This is a genomic window from Schaalia sp. lx-260 (genome assembly GCF_021083645.1).
Classification (GTDB): Bacteria; Actinomycetota; Actinomycetes; order Actinomycetales; family Actinomycetaceae; genus Pauljensenia.
The window spans coordinates 148,200-169,451 of the sequence record NZ_JAJNRQ010000004.1 but is presented as its reverse complement, the minus strand read 5'-3'; the positions used below and the strand labels follow the sequence as shown (position 1 = coordinate 169,451).

At 49.8% G+C, this 21,252-nt stretch carries 16 protein-coding genes and 1 riboswitch; of the genes, 4 read left to right on the top strand and 12 right to left on the bottom strand.

The window, feature by feature from the left end:
- From LRP57_RS06270 to LRP57_RS06215, 12 genes are all read right to left on the bottom strand, one after another.
- The gene (locus LRP57_RS06270; RefSeq protein ID WP_231205676.1) at positions 1–501 is read right to left on the bottom strand and encodes an FHA domain-containing protein FhaB/FipA; all 501 of its coding nucleotides are present in this window, start codon (positions 499–501) and stop codon (positions 1–3) included.
- A complete protein-coding gene (locus LRP57_RS06265; protein WP_231205675.1) occupies positions 498–1,205 on the bottom strand; it encodes an FhaA domain-containing protein in 708 nt (235 codons plus the stop codon). The genes LRP57_RS06270 and LRP57_RS06265 overlap by 4 nt, the downstream gene beginning before the upstream one ends.
- Positions 1,206–1,687: 482 nt before the next feature.
- Positions 1,688–2,527, bottom strand: coding sequence for a DUF1684 domain-containing protein (locus LRP57_RS08335; RefSeq protein WP_231205674.1), 840 nt, complete (start codon positions 2,525–2,527; stop codon positions 1,688–1,690).
- 119 nt (positions 2,528–2,646) lie between these two features.
- Positions 2,647–3,621 (bottom strand): class 1b ribonucleoside-diphosphate reductase subunit beta, encoded by a 975-nt coding sequence (nrdF, locus tag LRP57_RS06255; protein ID WP_231205791.1) that lies wholly within the window; start codon positions 3,619–3,621, stop codon positions 2,647–2,649.
- Positions 3,622–3,894: 273 nt separating this feature from the next.
- On the bottom strand, positions 3,895–4,521 hold the full coding sequence (locus LRP57_RS06250; RefSeq protein WP_231205673.1) for a hypothetical protein: 627 nt from the start codon (positions 4,519–4,521) through the stop codon (positions 3,895–3,897).
- Positions 4,522–4,731: 210 nt separating this feature from the next.
- Complete coding sequence (locus tag LRP57_RS06245; protein WP_231205672.1) at positions 4,732–6,126, bottom strand: alpha/beta fold hydrolase; 1,395 nt, start codon at positions 6,124–6,126, stop codon at positions 4,732–4,734.
- Between the two features lie 32 nt (positions 6,127–6,158).
- The gene (locus LRP57_RS06240; RefSeq protein WP_231205671.1) at positions 6,159–7,136 is read right to left on the bottom strand and encodes a ribonuclease H family protein; all 978 of its coding nucleotides are present in this window, start codon (positions 7,134–7,136) and stop codon (positions 6,159–6,161) included.
- Positions 7,137–7,216: 80 nt separating this feature from the next.
- A complete protein-coding gene (locus LRP57_RS06235) occupies positions 7,217–9,460 on the bottom strand; it encodes a S9 family peptidase (protein WP_231205670.1) in 2,244 nt (747 codons plus the stop codon).
- 319 nt (positions 9,461–9,779) lie between these two features.
- Positions 9,780–12,278, bottom strand: a complete 2,499-nt coding sequence (locus LRP57_RS06230) for an ABC transporter permease (protein ID WP_231205669.1) — start codon at positions 12,276–12,278, stop codon at positions 9,780–9,782.
- Positions 12,275–12,994 carry an ABC transporter ATP-binding protein gene (locus tag LRP57_RS06225; RefSeq protein WP_231205668.1) on the bottom strand — a complete coding sequence of 240 codons (720 nt, stop codon included), beginning with the start codon at positions 12,992–12,994 and terminating at the stop codon, positions 12,275–12,277. The genes LRP57_RS06230 and LRP57_RS06225 overlap by 4 nt, the downstream gene beginning before the upstream one ends.
- 187 nt (positions 12,995–13,181) lie before the next feature.
- Positions 13,182–14,948, bottom strand: a complete 1,767-nt coding sequence (locus LRP57_RS06220) for an ABC-ATPase domain-containing protein (RefSeq protein WP_231205667.1) — start codon at positions 14,946–14,948, stop codon at positions 13,182–13,184.
- A gap of 303 nt (positions 14,949–15,251) precedes the next feature.
- Positions 15,252–15,797 carry a hypothetical protein gene (locus LRP57_RS06215; RefSeq protein WP_231205666.1) on the bottom strand — a complete coding sequence of 182 codons (546 nt, stop codon included), beginning with the start codon at positions 15,795–15,797 and terminating at the stop codon, positions 15,252–15,254.
- A 364-nt stretch (positions 15,798–16,161) separates the two neighbouring features.
- A riboswitch (TPP riboswitch) is annotated at positions 16,162–16,273 on the top strand.
- 48 nt (positions 16,274–16,321) lie between these two features.
- On the opposite strand from LRP57_RS06215, the gene LRP57_RS06210 reads away from it, so the two are divergent.
- Genes LRP57_RS06210 through LRP57_RS06195 form a run of 4 tightly spaced genes read left to right on the top strand, consistent with a single transcriptional unit; the run spans position 16,322 to position 21,208 of the window.
- Positions 16,322–17,419, top strand: coding sequence for a thiamine ABC transporter substrate-binding protein (locus tag LRP57_RS06210; protein ID WP_231205665.1), 1,098 nt, complete (start codon positions 16,322–16,324; stop codon positions 17,417–17,419).
- 30 nt (positions 17,420–17,449) lie between these two features.
- On the top strand, positions 17,450–19,207 hold the full coding sequence (locus LRP57_RS06205; protein ID WP_231205664.1) for an ABC transporter permease: 1,758 nt from the start codon (positions 17,450–17,452) through the stop codon (positions 19,205–19,207).
- Positions 19,207–20,535: an ABC transporter ATP-binding protein gene (locus LRP57_RS06200; RefSeq protein WP_231205663.1), complete on the top strand. Its 1,329-nt coding sequence runs from the start codon at positions 19,207–19,209 to the stop codon at positions 20,533–20,535. Before LRP57_RS06205 ends, LRP57_RS06200 begins: the two co-directional genes overlap by 1 nt.
- Entirely contained in the window at positions 20,528–21,208 is a 681-nt protein-coding gene (locus tag LRP57_RS06195; RefSeq protein WP_231205662.1) for a hypothetical protein, read from the top strand. The genes LRP57_RS06200 and LRP57_RS06195 overlap by 8 nt, the downstream gene beginning before the upstream one ends.
- Positions 21,209–21,252: the final 44 nt, after the last annotated feature.

Sequence of the window (21,252 nt, the reverse complement as noted above, 5' to 3'; positions counted from 1 at the left end):
CTACCTCACCAACTCCAGTGTGGTTTGACCGATGTGTACGGTCTGTCCCATCTGTAATTGTCGAGGGTCAACTAGTCTTTCCCCATCAACAATTGTTCCGTTACGTGAATTTAAGTCCTCGATCCACCAGTTCCCCTGATTATCAGGTGTTAAACGTGCGTGGCTGCCAGATGCGTATTCGTCTTCGAGGACCAGTGTGGACGCGTGTGAGCGGCCAATGACAATAGGGGAAGAACCCAGTGGGATAAGGGTTCCAACAAGTGACCCTGAAGTAACCAGCAAGTTATGTGGAGTTGAAATGTGGCCTTTGCGATCAGCATTGCGGCGGTCTTTACGGGATTCGCGTCGTCGCGCGTCGTGATCTTTTCGTCCTTTACCGCGAGGCAGGACGATTGTGCCGAAAATGTCACGGCGTAAAAGAGAAACAGCCCCAAGGACAAGGATCCACATGAGAGCCAAATATCCTAAACGTAAGACTGTGAATGTGAGATCAGATGTCATATATGCGACTCACTTTCACTGGTATGTGTCCAAAAGAGGATAGGGGTGCGGCCAATGACGATTTCATTTCCGTCTACCAGTGTGGCGGCGTCAATCTTGTGTCCTTCAACGAAAGTTCCGTTTGTTGAGCCGAGATCTGTGGCAATTACTCCGGTGGGGGTAATACGAAGTTCAAGATGACGACGTGACACGCCAGTGTCGTTCACAACGATGTCACATTCAGAGCCTCGCCCGATAACAGTGACGATTTCTGTGAGTAGCCACCGGCGGTCATCAATTTCAACAATGGGGTGTTCGGGTGACGGTGCCACATTTGTTGCTGGCGCAACATGGCCGCGTACGCTGGAGGCTTCCACGGTGAGATGGCCGGTTGTTTCTGTTTCGTCTGCGAAAAATTCGACAGAAATAGGCCCAAGAAGCGCGTATCCACTGGCGGAAGCGTGTTGAGTGGCTTGTTCAGCAAATTCTGCGGCGAGTGCATCAAGATCATGACTGAGATTGCTTAGATCAGAGGAGGAAAGACGCACGAGGAAATGGTTTGGTGTGACTGTGCGATCAGTGGAGACTTCGTGAAGGTTTTCGTCTTGTGCGCGCCGGATAGCTGAATTAATATCAACTGCTTTTATTCCAGATTTGAATACGCGCGAGAAAGCGCCGTTGAGTCCGCGTTCGACTGCGTTTTCGAAGCGGTCAAAGATGCTCATCTCGTCTCCTTACACTGGGTGTATCTGACTATCGTAGTCATATGTTGACACTTGGCCCACCGCCAGTCTAACGGTCAAGTCCACATTGAGGTGTATTCTGAACCTAAAATCTGTCGGTAAAGTTTTTGTATTTCCCTTCTTTCGCCTTTATTTTCAGCAAAATCATTGAAATGTGGCGCTTTGCTGAAATGTGCCTATAAAAACAGTGTGTGTGACTTTTCTTAATGGTTCAGTAGGAGTGCGTGCTTGTGTGCGCTCTGCTCCTCATCAATCATGGGGTGTAGGACATGAAACTGTGACGGGTATGTTCCGTATGTGCCTCAAAAATATAAAACTGAAGATATGGGCTGTACTTCCGATTATCCGTACTGTAAACGAGGACTTTCGTGGGTGTCGTATCGGAATGGAAGCTACGCATTTCATGTGTGCTCCCTAGGTAAAAGAATTCGGCAGAGCTTCTGGTGGGCCTACAGGAAGGTTTTTTACGACAGGATTGGTGATTTCTCACCTGCTTCTACTCGCAGGGGAATTTTGTTGCCTGCTGGTGGCATAGGGCATGTGCCAAAAGGTGTGAAATGGCTGGGAAATACTTGGGAACAATTGAAATTAATAAACCATTGGTCGCCTGAAATATTCCCCTCAGATGTGCAGTACACAAGAGGGGCTACACGCCACAGTGGAGTATCAACACCATTTGTGTGATCGTGGAAAATAACGGAAGGCTCATTGACACTGCCAGTCACAGTTAAAGTAATGTGTGAGCCATCAGGTAAAGAAACGCGGACAGTTCCCACACGAGTAAGGGATGTCGTTAAATTTTCTTGAGCACTGGTCACAGTAATTACTGAAGTTTCCTCATCCCACATCGGCACACACGGGCAAATCCATGTGGGAGTGAAATCCCAGACAGGGACACCGGTAAATGACGTGCGCAGGGCAGAATGTGGATCGCGTATGCGGATGAGGGAGCCTTCGCCTCGCTGCGCAACCTCCGCGATTTGGTCTTTGTAGCTCAGTGACATATCGGATTCGCCCCGTGATAACACGAATGTTGCCTCACGCACAGGCATACCATCACGGAAAAATTCTGTATCACTATCCGCATGAACGTTCACAATGAATACGTTGTTTTCCGGTGAAAAAATGACAGACCATAAACCTGGGAAATGAGGTATGGGTGAAGGAATATCTGATAGCCAGGTCAGTGATGTCAATGATAACCAGCCGTGGGGTTCCTTCAGGGCCTGTGTGCGTTTGCTACGCCATTGGTTCCAGTGGGTAATGGTCAGGGTATCACCGCATTTATCCAGCTGATTTTCCACAATGACTTCCCTCTATGATACGTGGCAAATATACGTACCTGACCACCGCATTTTCGTAATGAAAAGCAGGTGGACAGGTAATGCATTCGTCACTTGTTCGCTACCGCGTTGCGTGTCGATCAGAAATCCCAGTCCTCGTCCTCTGTATCAACGATTTCACCAATAACATATGAGGATCCTGAACCAGAGAAGAAGTCATGATTTTCGTCTGCATTTGGTGACAGTGCGGCTAAAATCGCGGGATTCACATTTGTTTCATCTGATGGGAATAAAGCTTCATACCCTAGATTCATCAATGCTTTATTCGCGTTGTAGCGCAGGAATTTCTTGACATCTTCGGTTAAGCCCAGCGGATCGTACAGATCTTCTGTGTATTGTTCTTCGTTTTCATACAGTTCAAAAAGTAAACTAAAGGTGTAGTCTTTGAGTTCTTGTTGGCGTTCTTCAGATGATTCCGCTACAGCAAGCTGGTACTTGTAACCAATGTAGTAACCATGAACGGCCTCGTCACGGATAATCAACCGAATCAGATCAGCAGTATTCGTTAGCTTCGCATGTGATGACCAGTACATTGGAGCATAGAAACCGGAATAAAACAGGAAAGATTCCAGCATCGTGGACGCGACTTTCCGTTTTTCGGGATCATTACCCTCATAGTAGGACTTCACGATTTCTGCTTTACGTTGCAAAGCCTCATTTTCTGTTGACCAGCGGAAAGACGCATTAATGTCTTCCGTTGACAGTAAGGTGGAAAAAATCGACGAATAAGACTTTGCGTGAACAGATTCCATGAACGCGATATTGGTGAGTACAGCTTCTTCATGAGGTGTGCGCGCGTCAGGAATCAATGAGATAGCACCAACTGTGCCCTGCAAAGTATCAAGCAAAGTTAAACCGGTAAATACGCGATTCGTCATTTGTTGTTCTTCAGGAGTCAATGTTTTCCACGAAGCAATATCGTTAGACAACGGCACCTTTTCAGGGAGCCAGAAGTTACCGGTTAAACGATCCCAGACCTCAAGATCTTTCTCGTCCTCGATGCGGTTCCAGTTAATCGCTTCAAATACCGGTTCGTTCACTGCTTTGCCTTTCATGTAGGTCACATGTATTCGTAGTGTGTGGCGCTTGTGTTTCCCTCAGCCTAACGCCCAGCAGCCTTAGAGCTTCACACATCATGCAGGGTTGCGTTGCTTGATATTCTTCACCGTCAAAGTAACAAAGAAAAATGTGGAATCCTCACCTGTATGCCACGCGCACCGCGGATATGAGGCGATAAACGCATACACGATATTGTGCGTTCATGCAGCTATTTCACGAGCAGCGTCACATGATGGATAAATGGGAGCACAAGCCTTCAAGATTTGAGGCTAATCCTGATCGTATGCGCAATTACTGAGGAAAGCATTCGCAGCTAAAGAACAGGCGCCAGTGAGCAGAGCCAAAGGCAGGGCCTGCGCAGTATGAGCCAGCTTCTTTCCAGAGAATCGACGGCGTTCTGCGCGACGGAACAGCCATTTTTCACCAGCAACAGAGGCAGCAATACCCGCACCTGTAAGGGCAAGGCCAGCAGCAACAAAAGGCAAAGGATTTTCTTTTACCTGTGACATGAAATCTTCAGGTAAATCCTGACTGCAGCACACGCTTTGATCGTGCGAGCAGCCACACTCATGAGAAGTTTCAGAATCGGAGTGCTCTGCCTGTAAGACATCTGAGGAATCCGTAGGAGTATCGGGAACATGTTCTTCTTCCACGTCCTCTAACCAAGGATCTGCGCAGGTCTGATTTGCCACACTACGCTGAGCAACCACTACTTGCGTTGCAAGTACAGCAGTTTTAGCGATGAAACGAAGAGAACGCGAACGCACGAAATCAGGCATGGAATACCAGGCGAAAACAGTGCCTGCAGCCGCTGCTGCATCTTTAAGAGCCTGCGGGTTTTCGGCGACAAAATCACGGACAGCCGCTGAAGTTAAAGGCAAAGACAAGGTACTCATCATCTCTCCGTCAGTTGTAGGAGGGGTTCATATAAGCATTTATAGAAAAGACTACCGGTGTTATCTGCTGAGCGCTGCTGGAAAGAAACAAAAAGCAGATACATGAACACAGCGTGGACAGATTCCGGCATAAAGCCGTGAAATCTGGGCCGGCTGGAGCCAGCCCAGTGACGATCACAAGCCAACAAAGGAGCGATACGTCCGATACGATCAATCCTCCAAGAGCGAGGCCATATATTCGAGGACACGTGTACCAGAAGCCCGTAGACCATCATGCTGATACTCATTAGTAACCCATGTGCGTGTCCCACGAATGAGCGCCGCAGTATCCATTGACAGTTCCCGTGGAACAAACATGTCGTCGTAGTACACGGTTGCTGCTACAGGAATATCATTATCAGCCAAAACCTCAGGACGATACACGCAGGGCCAGTCTGTACGCTGAGCCAAAATGTCGGCAGCCTCAGCGAAAGGTTGCAGTGCAGGGCAGGTCTGATACAGAGAACGCATCATATGTTCACCGGTCAAATAATAAGGTTCGCCCATATCTAACGGGTCAGCATCAGGAACAAAGCCACGGATTTGCTGAGCTAAACGATCAGCAGACCAGCCTGTTGCACGGTCAGATATGTCACGGATTGTTCCAGCATAAATAGTTTCATGGAGAACCGCGTACATGGGGGCGATAGCTAACTCGTTGGAGATATCTTCAAGGAATTGATGCGATAAACGTCGCTGCCCTCGAATATTTACCCACGGCCCCTCAAGTAGGTAATGCAGCATGTCTGTACGTGTTTGAGTACCAAGCCCCAGACCAATCATACGGAAACGGTCAGAAGTTAATTGTTCACCTGTAGGTAAGAATTCTTCCGTGTCACGCACATGAGCAGCTATTTCGCGGATAGTACGTTCATCTGAAGGGTACATACGCAGGTACATGCGGTTACGTGCAGCTGTCTGTTGATATGTGAGGCGGTAAATGTCATCGACATGGGTAAATCCTGGTAGACCACCGGTGATAAAACACTTCTCTAAACCCTCGGGAGCTAACGACAAGTATGATGTGGTAATGAATCCGCCGAAACTTTGCCCCAACGTGGTCCAAGGTTTGCCGCCAGCCAATGCGTGTCGCACGTATTCTGCGTCGTAGACAATCTGATCTTGACGGAAAAACATGAGGTAATCCGCTAAAGCTTGCGCGTCAAGGTTCCCATCAGATGTCCTGAAACGATCATCTTCACATAGGCTACGCGCATCTAAACGACCTGATTGTCCGGTGCCGCGCTGATCCAGAAGGACCAGACGGTATTTTTTCAGCAAGAACCCTAACCATCCGTCACGGAAATCACCGGCCCGCGGTGAACCATAGCCAGGTCCGCCTTGTAAATAACACAGGTAAGGAAAGTTTTCGCCGCCTTCTGGGACTACTTCACGAACAAAAATTTCAATGCTTTCATTGTGGGTAGGCCGAATGGACGTTGCCTTTGCTGATTCTTGTTCAGCGGTACCAGAAGCAGTATGAGCCTGAGCACGGTGATCTAAAGGAACAGTGAAACGGTGTTCGTGAATGGTGCATCCATGCTGCCGATATGTTGAGGTGCGCATAACGTAAACCTAACGTGTCAGTGAGGGGAAAATCAGGACAAAGTAATGGGTGTGGATTGATAGTGAACTAAATACACAGGTCGTGAAGTCGGGATATCTGCGCGCCCCAAAGAAGGCGTATCATGTGATTTTTTCTGTTCCCACACAGCGAGATCGAAAGCCGAACCTGAGTCCCACTGAATACGGTGACACACCAACCACGCGCTTTCACCAAGAGGACGCACATCCACTCGACCAACAGATAACGACGAAGGAACAGGACCACTCATACTTTCTGTTACCTGACCATTGGGCCACACACGATGGCAGCGTGGAGCGCACAACTGATTCACAGCGTCTTGATCCCCATTAATCCACGCTTGTAAGAACAACGTATGCGTGTCACGGATAACGCGAAGCATATCGTCATCTGCTTTCGAGCAAGCCTGCACTGATACTTCTTTTGAGGAAGCGTCATCGGCTGGTGCGGGCACGTGTGAATGAGGACTTGTGATCTGAGAGTCAATATTTGCGAGGCTACCCGGGGTTTGCGTTGAAAAATGGCGGAAAGCAGGGCCAGTTGGCGGCTCAGTGCCATCCTGATAGGCCTGAGCACAAGCTCGCGCACGCGCATCAGCTTGTTCATTTAAAGGATGACCAGCATGGCCTTTCACCCACGTAAACTCCACTGTGCGTCCTGCGATCAGTACGTCAATATCTTGAATAAGTTCCAGATTCTTAATGGGTTGTTTGTCGGATTTTTTCCAGCCGTTTTTCTTCCACCCGTGCCGCCATTTTGTCACCACGTCAATGGCGTAGCGTGAATCGGCGAGGATATGCAGTGGCTGGTCGGCAAGTCCGGCAGCTTCCGTGGCACGGAGTAGTTCACGAATGGCGTTGAGTTCACCTAAATTATTTGTCCCAATTTCCCAGCCGCCTGCATCCCAACATTGCTCAGAAAGTACCCACGCCCATCCTGCAGCACCTGGGTTCCCTAAAGATGAGCCATCAACCGCTACTGTCAGTGTCATAGGGAAATCGTAGCCTTTCTGTGATTTTCCTTGCTTTGTCATCCGTGTTTTACAGGCAAAGTTTACGATAACGCAGCAAACTAATGACGGATACCTACGAGCGAAAGCGCAAAAGATGATTCTTCACCCCGCGCTTTCCACCGTTCCTCACGTGCAGATGGACCACCGTGACCAGCAACCATTTCTGTCCGTAAAACAACAGGTGAAAGCAGCGGGTCAGAAATCGTTGCCTCACGTATTCGCTGCACCCATTTCGCTGGTTCAACAAAAAACACGCGAGTGTCATTCATAGATGTGGTCGCCATTAACGCAGGATAAGCTACGCGATCACGTACATTCTCGTATGGAGAGTACGCTCGCATAAGCTCATATATGTGCCGGTCCGTTATCGGATTACCCCATTCTTCCCATTCGCCAGATGTCAGCGGCAACGAAGCATCCAAAATAGTGGTGAGAGCATCAACGAAAGGAACCCCAGCTAAGACGACACGGAAAAGCTGAGGAGCTTCATTCATAACCGCCCCCATGAGCAGGCCGCCGGCAGAACGCCCCTGCGCGATCAGACGATCTGGATGCGCCCAACCTGTGTCAATGAGCCATTGTGCGACATCCAGAAAATCTGTGAATGAGTGAATTTTTGAGCTTTTCTTCCCGTCCTCATACCATGCGCGTCCGCATTCACCGCCTCCACGCACATGCGCAATCACATGAATGACTCCGCGTGTCAGGGCAGGCAGTAGGCCCGTATCAAATTCGGCATCGAAACTGACTTCATAGGCACCGTACCCGTGCAACCAAGCCGCATGTGAGCCATCAGGTGTGGCATCTTTCGGATAAACAATGGTGACAGGAATACGTGTTTTTCCATCCCGTGCCTGAACCCATACACGTTGTTCTACGAAATCAGAAGGATCCCAATGAGGTACTTCCAGTGTTTTCAAGTGGACGCGTTCGCCTGTAGATGGGGTGATAAGTTCCCATGTGGGCGGCACAGTAATGCTGTGATGCGCGATACGTAAAGAACGTGTATCGAATGGGCCACAATGACTGGGCATGAGTGTGCGCACAGGTGAATCAGTGGAGATCCGTGTCCACTGCCCCCATATGTCCTGTAGGCGATGACCTTTCTTTACCTGAGGTGGGCTGAGTCGTTGGCAGTATTCAACATGTGGCAGTGAACCTGAACGTAAAGAAAGAACAAGGAAATCACGGTAGGCTTCAACGTCAAGTATGCGCTCGCCGGCCCCGGCTTCACGTAAAGTAACCCAGGTATCAGGTGAGGCAAAGGGGCGTGTGTTTTGCGTGTGACCGGCGGGTTGGGCCATAGGTAGAGGGGCAAGTGCGACGGTGCCTTCTTGGTTATGCCGCGTGTGAACGAGGACCAGATGATCGCCCGCAGGCTCAACGGTGACCATGACATCTTTTTCACGCGGGGTGATGCACAGTGGTGGCGTATATGGGTGATCTGTGTACCACAGCCATGCTTGTCCTGTTGTGGGTGAGGTCGCATGGATAGCTACATGCGCAGGATCAGGTGAGGGGGAAAACCACAGGTCAAAACCTTCATCATCTTCATGAAGTAACACGCGATCTGTTTGGGCTTGATCCCCTACGGTGTGTACCCATACTTCATGCTGGCGCCATGCGTGGTCAACGCGGGTATAAATACAAGCGGATGAATCAGATGACCAAGCAAAACCTGTACCTGTTCCTGTTATGGTCGTGTCAATCACACGTCCTGTGCTTAGCTCATGAATTGTCCAATCCCATCGTTCATCTCCTGAAGTATCACATGACCATGCCACAAAACGACCGCATGGGCTGGGAATAAGCTCACCCAGGCGGAAATATTCATGACCGAAGCTGTGAGCATTTTCGTCGAGGACTAGTTCTTCTTGCGCTCCGACGCAGTGTGCGTCAATTTGAGGGGGCCTGTCCTGATGTGCTGAGGCATACAGGCGATAGTGTGTGCGATATTGCTGGTTTTTATTCCAGCGGGAAAACCACCAGTAATGGCCGTATCGGATAGGGACAGTAGCATCTGTGAGGACTGTGAAAGAACGAATTTCGTTGGCAATACGGTCACTGAAATCACGTATCGGTGCGCATACGTGATCTGTCCACGTATTTTCTGCTGCCATATGAGCAATGACTTCAGGGTTATTTTTGTCGCGCAGCCAGTCCCACGGGTCGTCAAAATGGTCACCGTGAATATCGCGTACTCGGTAGCCTGTTTTCTTACGCGCTTGAGGTGGGTGTGCCGCGTTGTGGGGGTGAACCTGTATCGGTTGGTGTTCGGCAGTAAAGGAATGTGAAAGTGTCATCGTCTTCTAGGGTGCCATGTGTGGGGCATTGAATGTTCATGAGGTGGCCGACTGTGAGTGGTGAGGCGAATATGCGGGGGCGGGTGTGTGGCTTGCCATTGTGCCACACACCCGCCCCGCCTCCTCGCTCATCTGTGCTTTTACTTCAGGGCAGCGCCTAGCCCTTTCATGAGGTTGTCTGAAAGGGATTTTGTTGCAAGATGACGCTTCAGCTGTTTCACGAGGTTGGGAGTGGCGAAAGAGCTTGTGCTTCAAGATGGTGCGCTAGCGCGCCATTGTTCCATCATGCTACCGCGTCGCCACTCCGTCACCTCACCAGTTATTCATGAGCCAATGCTTCCACTGGGCTGGTTCGTGAAGCTCGGCGGCCTGGCAACCATGAAGCCACCAATGCGGCACCGATAGCTAAAGCCGACATACCTGCAACGATGCCCCACGGGAAAACAATGAGGGTATGGTCAGTAGATATTGGTAAAGCGTACACACCTGCGATACCAAATCCCGTGCCCAAGATAATGCCGGTCAGCGTTGCAGCACAGGCGATAAGCAGGGCTTCAACGGCCAGCATCCAGCGCATATCTTTCCGTTTCATACCGAGGGCACGAAGCAACCCATTTTCACGTGTTCTTTCATGTACGGATAAGGACAGGGTGTTTGTGACACCTACCAGTGCGACGATAACGGAAATCCCTAGCAATCCGAGGACTATCATCAAAATAACGTGAATTATTTTCATGTACATGGCGCGTTCAATGGCGGCTCCATCAACTGATAATGAGGAATCAATGGAAGCTAAGTCTGATTGAACGGTGATAGCGTCCGCGTCAGATGCCAGTTTCACAATAACCATGCCGACTGGAGCCTGGGGGCTTAATGATGTGAGTGTGCGTTCTGATACGCGCAGAACCCCGTCGTACACGTTTTTTTGAATATGCCCGGTGAGTGTTGCGCATGTATTCTCGGTGACGCACACTGTGACTTTATCGCCATCATTTACGTGAAAATCCATGTCAGGTAGCAGCACAGTATCATCCGCTATTGGTTCTACAGGTGAATGTGCGACGGAATTCAAATCAGGATAGCCACGCAGGATGAATTGCATGACCTCAGCATCTGACTGTTTGTGTGCTTGCGACAGTGTGGCGTTGATTTGACGTACAGGGACAGTTACTTGAACACCGCGAGTTGTTGCAATACGTTGTTGTAGGTCACTGCTGATTTCTGTGTTTTCTGTGGACACATTAAGGTCGTAAGGGCGTTGCGTGTCAACCTCAGTAATCAGGGTTTTTTGTACAGAGAACGCGCCTAAAGCCATCATTGTCATGAGGGTGACACCAATGGTGATGGCAACCGCTGTTGCTCCTGAACGTCCGGTTGAACGGATGATATTTTCACGTGCTATCTGGGGGATGATTCCGCGGGTCAATCGCCCTAAACCGTATGCGACGTAGGGAAGTAGGGCGGCGCATAGGATCATTGAGGCGATCAGGGCCACGAAGCCACTGGCTAACGCGAAAATGAAAGCATGATCGTTGGTACTGCTAAAAGCGAACCAGGACATTGAAGCGGCAGAGGCCAGAAAAACCAGAGTGAATATTATGAGGAATATGCGGCGTGATTTTTTGGCTTCTGTATTGTAGTTTTCCAGAGGTGACAGTGCTGCTACAGGTGAAATACGCGCCATATTCAGTGCGGGACGTAAAGCAACAAGTAATGTCACGAATGTTGCGCTCGCCCACGTAATAACCATTGAGGTGACGGGGAATAAGGTTGAAAGACTCAAGTGAACGAGGTCAAAGTAAGCCAGAATACCTGCCCCGAGTGCTGCGCCACAGAGTACGCCAATGAGAGCAGAAATAACTCCGATCATCACTGCTTCACAGATGACCAGGGATCGTACTTGCCGAGTTTTCGCCCCAATTGCTCGCAGTAAAGCAAACTCGCGGCGGCGTTGAGTCATGACCACTTGGAAAGTTGTGCTCACGACGATAATGGCGACGGCTGCGGCGATGAGTGGGAATACAAGGATCATAGCCAAGGATGTATTACCACCCATACGTGCTTGTTCTAACTCCTTTTCTAAAGCAGCGTGTGCTGTTTGTACGGTGAATCCGCTATTTTTTCCCAGTCGTGTTTCAATACGTTCAACAAGGTTTTTTTGCGTATCAGCACTGGGCTGAACATTTCCGTCGGATATGAGTAACTCGTGGGGTTGGAATGAGCCGAGAATTAACTTGGCGCCTTCAGGTAAGACCACCGCTGAAGGAAAGGCTCCCAGTGGCTCTTTGGTGATACCACTGATGGTCATGACGTTTTTTGCTGCTTGTACGCCGGCACTGTCAATAGTTATGGTGAGGCTGTCACCCACGTGAAGGTTGAAAGAGGAAGCTTGTGCGCTGTCTATAGTGATTTCTGAGGCTTTGGCTGGTACTTTTCCTTCCACAATGTGCGGTTGAGTGAAAGGTTCGGTCGCAAGAGTTGTTAAAAATACTGGGAATTTTTCCTCTCCTGTTATGGCAGAAGCTGGGAACATCCAGTACTTGTGAATATTTTTCACACCGTCGATAGTTTGTATGGCATCTGCGACTTGATCCATGTCCTTGAAAGCAGAATTTTCGTGGGAACTATCGACTGAGTAAGAGACGATAGCAGCAGTGCTGTGGTAACGATCAGTAATTCTTTGGGTTAAAGAGTTTTGTAATCCTGCGCCTAAAGATAAGCACGTCATAATGAAAGCGGTTGAAATAACAACGGCAAGTCCAGTGGCAATGTAACGGCGTGCGTGGGTGCGCAGATTTGCTCGTAGGAGCTGATTCATCGTAAAGCCTCCTGCAATGCTTCAGCTTGTGGGTGACGCATATCCTCTACGATGTGGCCGTCGCGCATGACGAGTACACGATCGGCAGCTTCGGCGCATGTAAGGTCGTGAGTCACCATGATGACGCTTTGGTTGAGTTCTTTCACGGCAGAATGTAAAAGTCCGAGCACTTCACGGGAAGCTTGTGAATCGAGGTTACCTGTTGGTTCGTCAGCGACAAGTACGGCTGGGCGTGATATGAGTGCCCGTGCGACAGCTACACGTTGTTGTTGCCCGCCGGATAATTCATGGGGCCTGTGTGTGAGGCGTTTTTCAAGGCCAAGAATTTTAACAATGGATTGGAACCATTGATTGTCAGCTTTTTGTCCTGCTAGGCGTAGTGGTAGCAAAATATTTGCTTGAGCATCAAGGGTAGGGACTAGGTTAAAGCTTTGAAAAATGAATCCAATACGGTCGCGTCGAAGCTCTGTTAAAGCATTGTCATTGAGGCTATCGAGGGCTACTCCATCAACGGTAACACTTCCACTGGTGACATGGTCGAGGCCTGCCAGGGTGTGCAGCATTGTTGATTTACCGCATCCAGAGGGACCAATGATGGCTGTGAATTCACGTGGAGCAAAGTCGACACTGACATTATCTAAAGCGATGACTTGTGCTTCACCGGAACCGTAGATTTTCGATACTGACTGTAAACGTACAACTGGTGTAATACTCATGTGTACTATTGCATGTCATAAACGTTTGAAATGATAGTAGGGTAGCCCCTGAAGCGCCCCTGAATATTCCCTGAGGCTGTGCTGTTCTTTAATTCGTGAGGGTGGCCTCCTTTGAGGTAAATCAAGGATTAATACTCACAATAAATATCTTTGAAGGAAGCGGGTACAGTTCCTGCACCTGCTTTTCTTAGATGTCGTGTCGTACCAATGTCAAATGCCGTACCCGACTGATTGCAGCTCCAAGGTCTACGCGGCGTGGTCTAGCTAAAAATGCCGGATAGGGTCGTGCTCCGGCTTTGGTTAATGTATCTAAACCTTCAGAATTTATGAGCCGTTCCATACGAACTAACAGTTCAGATAAGGGGGTTTTAGCGTCTGCGAGATGTTCAAGCACCATCCGGATGCCCCATGCGATAGCTTCAGTTTGGCCTTGATCGACTATCTGTTCCAGATCTGATAAATCAACATTTTGCTTATCGAGCTGAATATGTGTTGTCCCGCTGACTTTTGTTCGTGGTTTATCACCTGAACCGCGTGAACGTAAAGGTGTGCGTGCCAGCGAAATATCTGCGACATCGAGGTGCGTGACAGGTCGCGGCATCTGTGTAACTACTTCGCGTGCCCGATTGGTCACGTCGTAGCAGTGGTAGGTATCGAGCATGAGGACATGATCGGCCACATCAAGATAATCCCCTGAACCACCCATCACCATAATCGTTGATACCCCGTAATCGTGAGCAAAAGATCTGACTCGATCAACGAAAGGGGTGATCGGTTCACGGTCAGCTTCGACCAGTGCCCGCATACGCGAGTCACGAATCAGCAGGTTAGTTGCGCACGTGTCCTCATCTAATAGCAGCACAGGAACGTTAAATTCGATAGCTTCCATAATCGCTGCGGCTTGTGAGGTGGAGCCTGAAGCATTGACGGTTGAAAAATCTCGTGTATCTGTGCCCGCCGGAAGGTGACTAATGAAAGGGGACACATCCACGCCGGTAACGGCTCGCCCATCTGCGGCCCGTACCTTCATGGCATCAGGAAGTGTTGCGACTAGTTCACGACCGTCACCGTAAATATGCGCGTATACGCCGCGTTGTATTGCGGATAAAAGAGTGGATTTCCCGTGGTAGCCACCGCCAACGATGATGGTGACTCCTTCAGGGATTGCCATTCCGCTAATGCGACCTGCGTAAGGGAGGTCAACATGTGCGCGTAACGTGTCGGGAGACGTAAAGGGAACGCCATCTGCTAAGGGCTCCTGTGAAACACCGCTGCGTCGGGCAAGCATCGCGCCATCAGCAATAAAAGCTACCCATTTTTTTCGGGTCAGTTCTGTTTGCAGATGCTGGTGGTCAAGGTATGTGTGGATGTGAGTGAGTAGGTCCGCGGTTTTTTTGTGAACGTCAGCATTGTCAGAGATAAAGTCACATAAATCTAAAGCAAGATCAGGGATATCTTCGTCAAAAAGACGCGCGGCAGCGTGACCCATAATTGTTCGGCCACGTGCAGGCAGTTGCACCTGGAAACGAATTTCCACGCGATCGGAAGTAACAGTTGCTGTGGAGCGTTGAAGGATTTCTTGTCCGATGCGGGCAATATGTATGGCACCTTGAGAATTGTGCGCACCTAGTTTTGCTATGAAAGTACGAATTAGGAAGTCGGCGGTGGCGACGCGAGCATGGTGGCTTGCTAAGGATTCATCGGGTAGTCCCATATGTGAAGGGTTGGCCAGTAGTCGCACAGATGAAGGCGGCGCATAAGGATCCGCTTGAATGTGGTCAATCGCGATAGTGAAATCACCGTAATCCCATGTGCCAATTACTGATTTATAGGAGCCGTAGTTTCGATTGTCGAGTCGATGTAAAGATGAAATGAGTTCTTCGTCTGTGCCGACGCGTCGTCGGATAGTGCGCTCATGTGAACGTTGAGGGCTGGCGAAAGGAGCGGGTGTCATAGGACAAGAGTATGTGAGTTCGCTGTGTCTGCGCGAATGAAAAGAATCTGAGGGGTAGCGCGTTTCAGATGGGTATGACGTAAAAGTGTGTTGCAAGTAGGGTGCGGGTGAGGTGTGGCGAGCTGTGAAAATGAGTGTCCCCACTGTGATGGGACTGTCCCGTGAGGGGCCAGGCATGTGGAAAATGTTCTTGTCGCCCCCGCATCGGTGATGGGAGTGTCCCGTGGGGAGAGGGGGCTAAAACATGGTGCCCGAGTAACGCAGGAAAACGTAACTCGGGCACAGAGAGTGTGGCGCTGAAAATCAGTGCATCCACATGGGGGCGTGGCTTGCAAATGTGACAATGAAAATAAAGGTGAAAACTATGAGGAGGATAATGAGGAATGTCCACAGAGCAACACCGATAATGCCGAGGATTTTCGCCCATTTTGCCTGCTGAACTGCCTCAACAGGAATACCTGCAGCGATGGCCTTATTTACGATACTGCTACCCCACACCCATCCGATGATAGGGCCGATAAAGGGGATGATGCCGATAATCCCTAAGAGGGACAAGATGAAAGCAATTGTGGCATTTGATTTTAAGGATTCAACATCCACATAGTTTGGGCTAGGGGTGGTGTAAATCGGTTGGGTGTACCCATATTGGGGCTGGCCGTATTGCGGTTGTCCGTAAGGCGTTTGAGGTGCGCTGTGTGCGTATTCAGGTTGAGGTGCGGCCTGTCCGTACTGTGGTTGCTCGTAAGCAGTTTCAGAAGCAGAAGGTTGGGCTTGCGCGCTTGTTGTTGGAGCAGTTGTTTCCACGTCGTGGTTGTTATCCGGTGTAGGCGCTGCGTAAGGGTTTGACATGTGTTCTTCCTTCAATAGTACGCGAGACATACACATGGCTGATGTCACGCATAGTGGTTTCTTTCCTGTCATTCAGACTAACTGAACGGTAACGAGGTGCGCTATAAGGGATTACCCTGATAGCGGATGTTTCTTCAGGGATTTCCCTGAGTTCATAGGAAAAGTACAGTGCAAGTATGAGAAATACCTGTGAATGACTTAAGCAGAATCTGTGGGCGCGCTTCCTTATCTTCTTACTTGATGGTGAATAGCTGTACAGATAAGGAAAGCCTAGAAAAGGGCCTGAATGATTATCTGCGCCATATGACACATCTGTAATTGGGTGAACAGGCTATGAGTCTGTGTAGGGACTTGCTAGACTCAAAGAGCAAGACAGGGGAGCACCCACCAGCATTGGTAGGGAGCTGAGAGTGCGAACGCAGACCCTTACACCTGAACCGGTTAGTACCGGCGTAGGAAGTCGCAATCTCTGGTCATATTCGTGTGACTGAACCCCTCCCGCTTATGCAGAGGAGGAATTCTCAATGAAAAACACATTCAGGTATCGCGCATACCAATTAAGCGCCACAGGAGCAGTACTCGCAACGGCAGTGCTGGCCCTCGCCGGCTGTTCCACATCCACAGGTGGTGCGCACCAATCAGCCCAATCTGCGACCGCAGATCAAGTAAGCGGAAAACGATCTATCGTTGTTGTCTCACATGACTCATTCGATTTCCCTCAAGAATTACTTGATGAATTTGCTAAAGAAACAGGTATTAACGTCACAATTCATGCGGTAGGTGACGGCGGCGCACTAGCAAACCAACTGGTCCTATCAAAAGACGCGCCGCTGGGAGATGTCGTGTACGGGCTAGACAACACCGTGTCCTACCGTTTAGCCGGGAAAGATGTGATTGCTCCTACCACGGTCCAATCACCGGATAAAACCTTGAATTTCACAGGTGAAAACGGTCTGATCCCCATTGATGAAGGTGATGTATGCGTCAATCTTGACAAAAAATGGTTCGCAGATAAAGGACTCACCCCGCCACAAACCTTTGAGGACCTTGCCTCCCCCGAATACAAAGACATGCTGGTAGCAATGAGCCCTGCAACTTCAACCCCAGGTATGGCTTTCATGCTGGCCACAATCGCCCACTACGGCCAAGAAAGCTGGATTCAATACTGGAAATCATTAAAAAATAACGGAATGAAAGTGACGCAAGGCTGGTCAGATGCTTTCGCTGTTGACTACTCTGCAGGTGAAGGAGCTGGGCCTTACCCGATGATGGTGTCCTATGGTTCTTCCCCTGCTTTCTCGGTAACAAAAGATGGTAATGACACGACAACAGCTTCCTTACCCGCAACCTGCTACCGACAGGTGGAATACGCAGGTGTCCTCAAAGGCACTAAAGATGCAGATGCCGCCGCAAAATTCTTAGCATTTATGCTCACACCGAAAGTTCAAGAAGCAATTTCGGCCGTCACATACATGCATCCAACAGTGAGTGAAGCACATGCGCCCGCAGATCTCGTGAAATTTGGCGCGCTATCAGAAAAACCTGTTGTCATCCCAGCTCAAGACATTGCTGCTCATGCTGAAGAATGGTTACGCATGTGGCAAGACGCTGTGCAAGGCTAATAAAAGCCGCGTAAAACACGCACAGAATCAGTGAAGAAAACAGGTAAAGGACAGGAGCAGGCGGCAGGTGAAAACGTCATGACATGGGAACAGATCACATCCCACATAAAGACACTCACCCGCACGCCGCGCCTGTCTTTTTCTTTACTCCACGTTACTATTCTGGGTGTTTTCATAGCCATTCCGCTTATTTTTCTGCTGATCTTTTTTGCCTGGCCAGCAGCGACCCTTATCGCCCGAGGATTTATCGACCAGGCAGGTGCCTATGACCTCAGTGGATTCTCTGAAGTTTTTTCACGCCCACGCACACTACGGATCATCGGCCTGACCCTTGGTATGGCAACGTGTGCGACCGTGCTTTCACTCCTTCTTGGAATCCCCGGTGCGTACATTCTTTACTGCTGTCGTTTCCCAGGGCGTGCCATTGCGCGAGCAATCGTCGCGGTTCCTTTCGTGCTGCCGAGTGTTGTGGTTGGTGTTGCTTTCCGTTCCCTTGTCGCCAGAGGCGGCTGGTTAGAATTTTTACATGTGGATGGGAGTGTAGCCTCAGTTATCGCTGCAATGGTTTTTTTCAACTATTCACTGGTTGTACGCACAGTAGGTGCAGTATGGTCACGACTTGACCCGCGTATGGTTCAAGCTGCTCACACACTTGGTGCCCGACCCGCACGTATCTGGTTGACAGTAACATTGCCGTGCATACTTCCAGCAATTGCTTCTGTGGCTTGCGTGGTTTTTCTATTTTGTGCGACAGCTTTCGGAATTGTCCTCATCCTCGGCGGCTCAGATTTATCGACCATCGAATCTGAAATCTACATCCTCACTACCGCTTTCCTTGACTTACGTAGCGCAGCAGTTTTATCTGTTGTTCAACTTGTCGTTATCACTGCTGCTTTGATTACGGCAGGCTACGCACGTAAAAAAGGTGAACGCGCACTCGCGTTACGTGCAGCTCCCGTTGAACACTCAATAACACGAGGTGACCTCGCGCCTTTCGTAATTACTGCCCTCGTTATAGCTGGCCTTCTTTTAAGCCCGCTTCTTGCCCTCATATGGCGTTCTTTTCAACGAAACGGACAGTTCACGTGGGCAAACTGGCTGGATTTAGGCTCAGCAGATGTCTCACCGGCAATCCGCGTGAGCGCCCTCGAAGCACTTGGACATTCTGTTCTTATCGCTATTCAAGCAGCAAGTATCGCCCTCATCATCGGTGTGATGGTGTCTTTAGTCGTTACCCGTCAGCCACGCTTTGCAGGGGGACGCGCAGCCATGCATATGGTGGAATCCTTTTTCATGCTCCCCTTGGGTGTGTCTGCTGTGACAGTAGGTTTTGGTTTCCTTGTGACGCTCACGCAACCACCATTTGATTTACGTTCATGGCCCCTCTTGATTCCCATAGCGCAAGCAGTGGTAGCAATTCCTCTTGTTGTACGAGTGATCGCTCCAGTTTTACGAGCAATTGATCCGCGTCTGCGTGAAGCTGCAGCAACTTTAGGGGCCACTCCCTTACGCGCAATGTTCACCATTGATGGGTCGTATGTGCTTCGAGCAGGCGCAGTCGCCGCAGGTTTTGCTTGCGCAACATCACTTGGTGAATTTGGTGCGACCGCATTCTTAGCGCGCCCAACTCACCCAACTTTGCCGGTCATCATTTACCGCCTGATTTCTCGTCCAAGCGCTGCTGAACAAGGGGTAGCGCTCGCCGCAGCGGTATTACTTGCTGTGGTGGCTGCAACCATGATGGTCTGCGTGGAACACGCTCGTCCTGACACAACCGGAGGTATGTGATGTCCCACCCATCCAATCAGGTGCCTGAAAAAACAGCAGATACTCAAGTGTTCACTTCACGTATTTGTGCCGCCTCATCAGGAAATGAATCTTTTGGCTTGGTGGATTCTCATGATGCGGCAGGGGAAACAGAAGGACTTGTCCTTGAGTCGGTGAGTGTACGTTATGGTTCGCTAACAGCTGTTGACCATGTGAGTATGACAGTTCCAGCAGGGTGTATTGTCGCGCTCGTTGGAGCTTCAGGTTCAGGAAAATCATCCCTTTTGCGGGCTATCGCAGGTCTTGAACCCGTGGCAACAGGTGATATTTACTGGCAGGGCCGCAGTGTCGTTAATGTGCCGGTACATCGTCGAGGATTTGGCGTAATGTTCCAAGATGGGCAACTATTTCCTCACCGTAATGTTGCTGGAAATGTGGCCTACGGATTACGGCATATGACACGAGAACAACGCAGGGAACGTGTGTTGGAAGTTCTACGTATTGTCGGTATGGAACAGTATGCTCACAGGCAAATTTCAACCCTGTCGGGTGGGCAAGCGCAACGTGTTGCCCTGGCACGTTCTTTAGCTCCTCAGCCGCAAGTGATCTTGCTGGATGAGCCATTGTCAGCTCTTGATCGTGCTTTGCGTGAACACTTATGCGCAGATATTCGTCGTATTCTTCGTGAAACACACAGTACAGGTGTGTACGTCACGCACGATCAGGATGAGGCATTTGCGCTTGCTGATTATGTGGCGGTTATGCGCGAGGGACAGGTTATTGCCTATAAACCTCCGGCTCAACTATGGGCAAATCCTGATCGTAAAGATGTTGCGGAATTCCTTGGGTACGGCCCGCATATTCCTTTGTTCCCTCACGCACTGCCTCAGCATCATGCGGCTGAGAGTACTTCGTGCTCTCATAAGGGCACAGGGGATATTTCTGATTCACAGCCCACATATTGGCGGGCTTTATCGCCTGTGGCATGTCGAATTGTCGGACTGGCCGATACGTGTGAAGGTACAAAAGTATGTATTTCCCACGCAGATATACGTGAAATTTTATCTCAGGCGACACGTAACCTCACAGAAGATACAGTGTATATTCAGGGGGTCGTGTTATCTGTACGCACTGCTCGGGGATATTTCCTCAGCGAAGTACGTGTAGGTGATGTCGTTATTCGCACGGAAAATCCGTTGCGCAGTGAAACAGAAGGCCTTTGCATATCGGCGCAGGTTTCCGGTACTGATATTTCGCAGCCCCAGCAATCCCAACACGTGTTGAGTGTGGGAAGTTCTGTTGTTATTTCTATTGATGTGAGGCAATGCCCGGTGGTTGTTGGTGATTGAGTATCAATGGGATGGGTCTTTGCTGCCGGCCCCTGTTTTACGTGATGTCCTTTCTGTTGCTATTCATCAGCGAGGGAAACGTGTACGTGGCAGATGCAAAAAAGGACGTTGGTTGCGTCCGTTGATTTTGATTTCAGGTCAATCCGGTGCTGGAAAAACAACGCTAACGAATGCTTTATACCAAGGGATGCGTATGGCAGGAGTACACGCACAGGTGCTTCGAGCAGATGACTGGTATCCCGGGTGGCATGGCTTTGAATCTGGTGGCGCAACACTTGAACATATGCTCACAGGAACACATCAACCTTTTCGTTCGCACGGCCAGCCTTTATTGATGTCAGCGCCACTATTGATGTCAGCACCTCGGGGAAACTGTTTGGGACATTACACGTGGAATTGGGATAGGCAGCTAGCTGATGCTGTTCGCTTACTGAATCCTTTACAACCGCTCATCGTTGAAGGGTGCGCGATAGTGACAGCCCGAACAGCTCAGTATGCTGACAGGGTAATTTGGGTGGAAGCGAAGCAAGGGGCAGCTTGCCGCAAAGAACGTGCGATAACACGTGACGGTGAAGTCTTTCGCCCATGGTGGGATGTGTGGGCTGCGTATGACGATACGTACGTGCGTGAAGATAAGCCGTGGCAATACGCCGATTGGCGTGTTTTGACGTGAACACGATGAGTCCTCATGTGAGGGCGATACGCAGATGATACAGC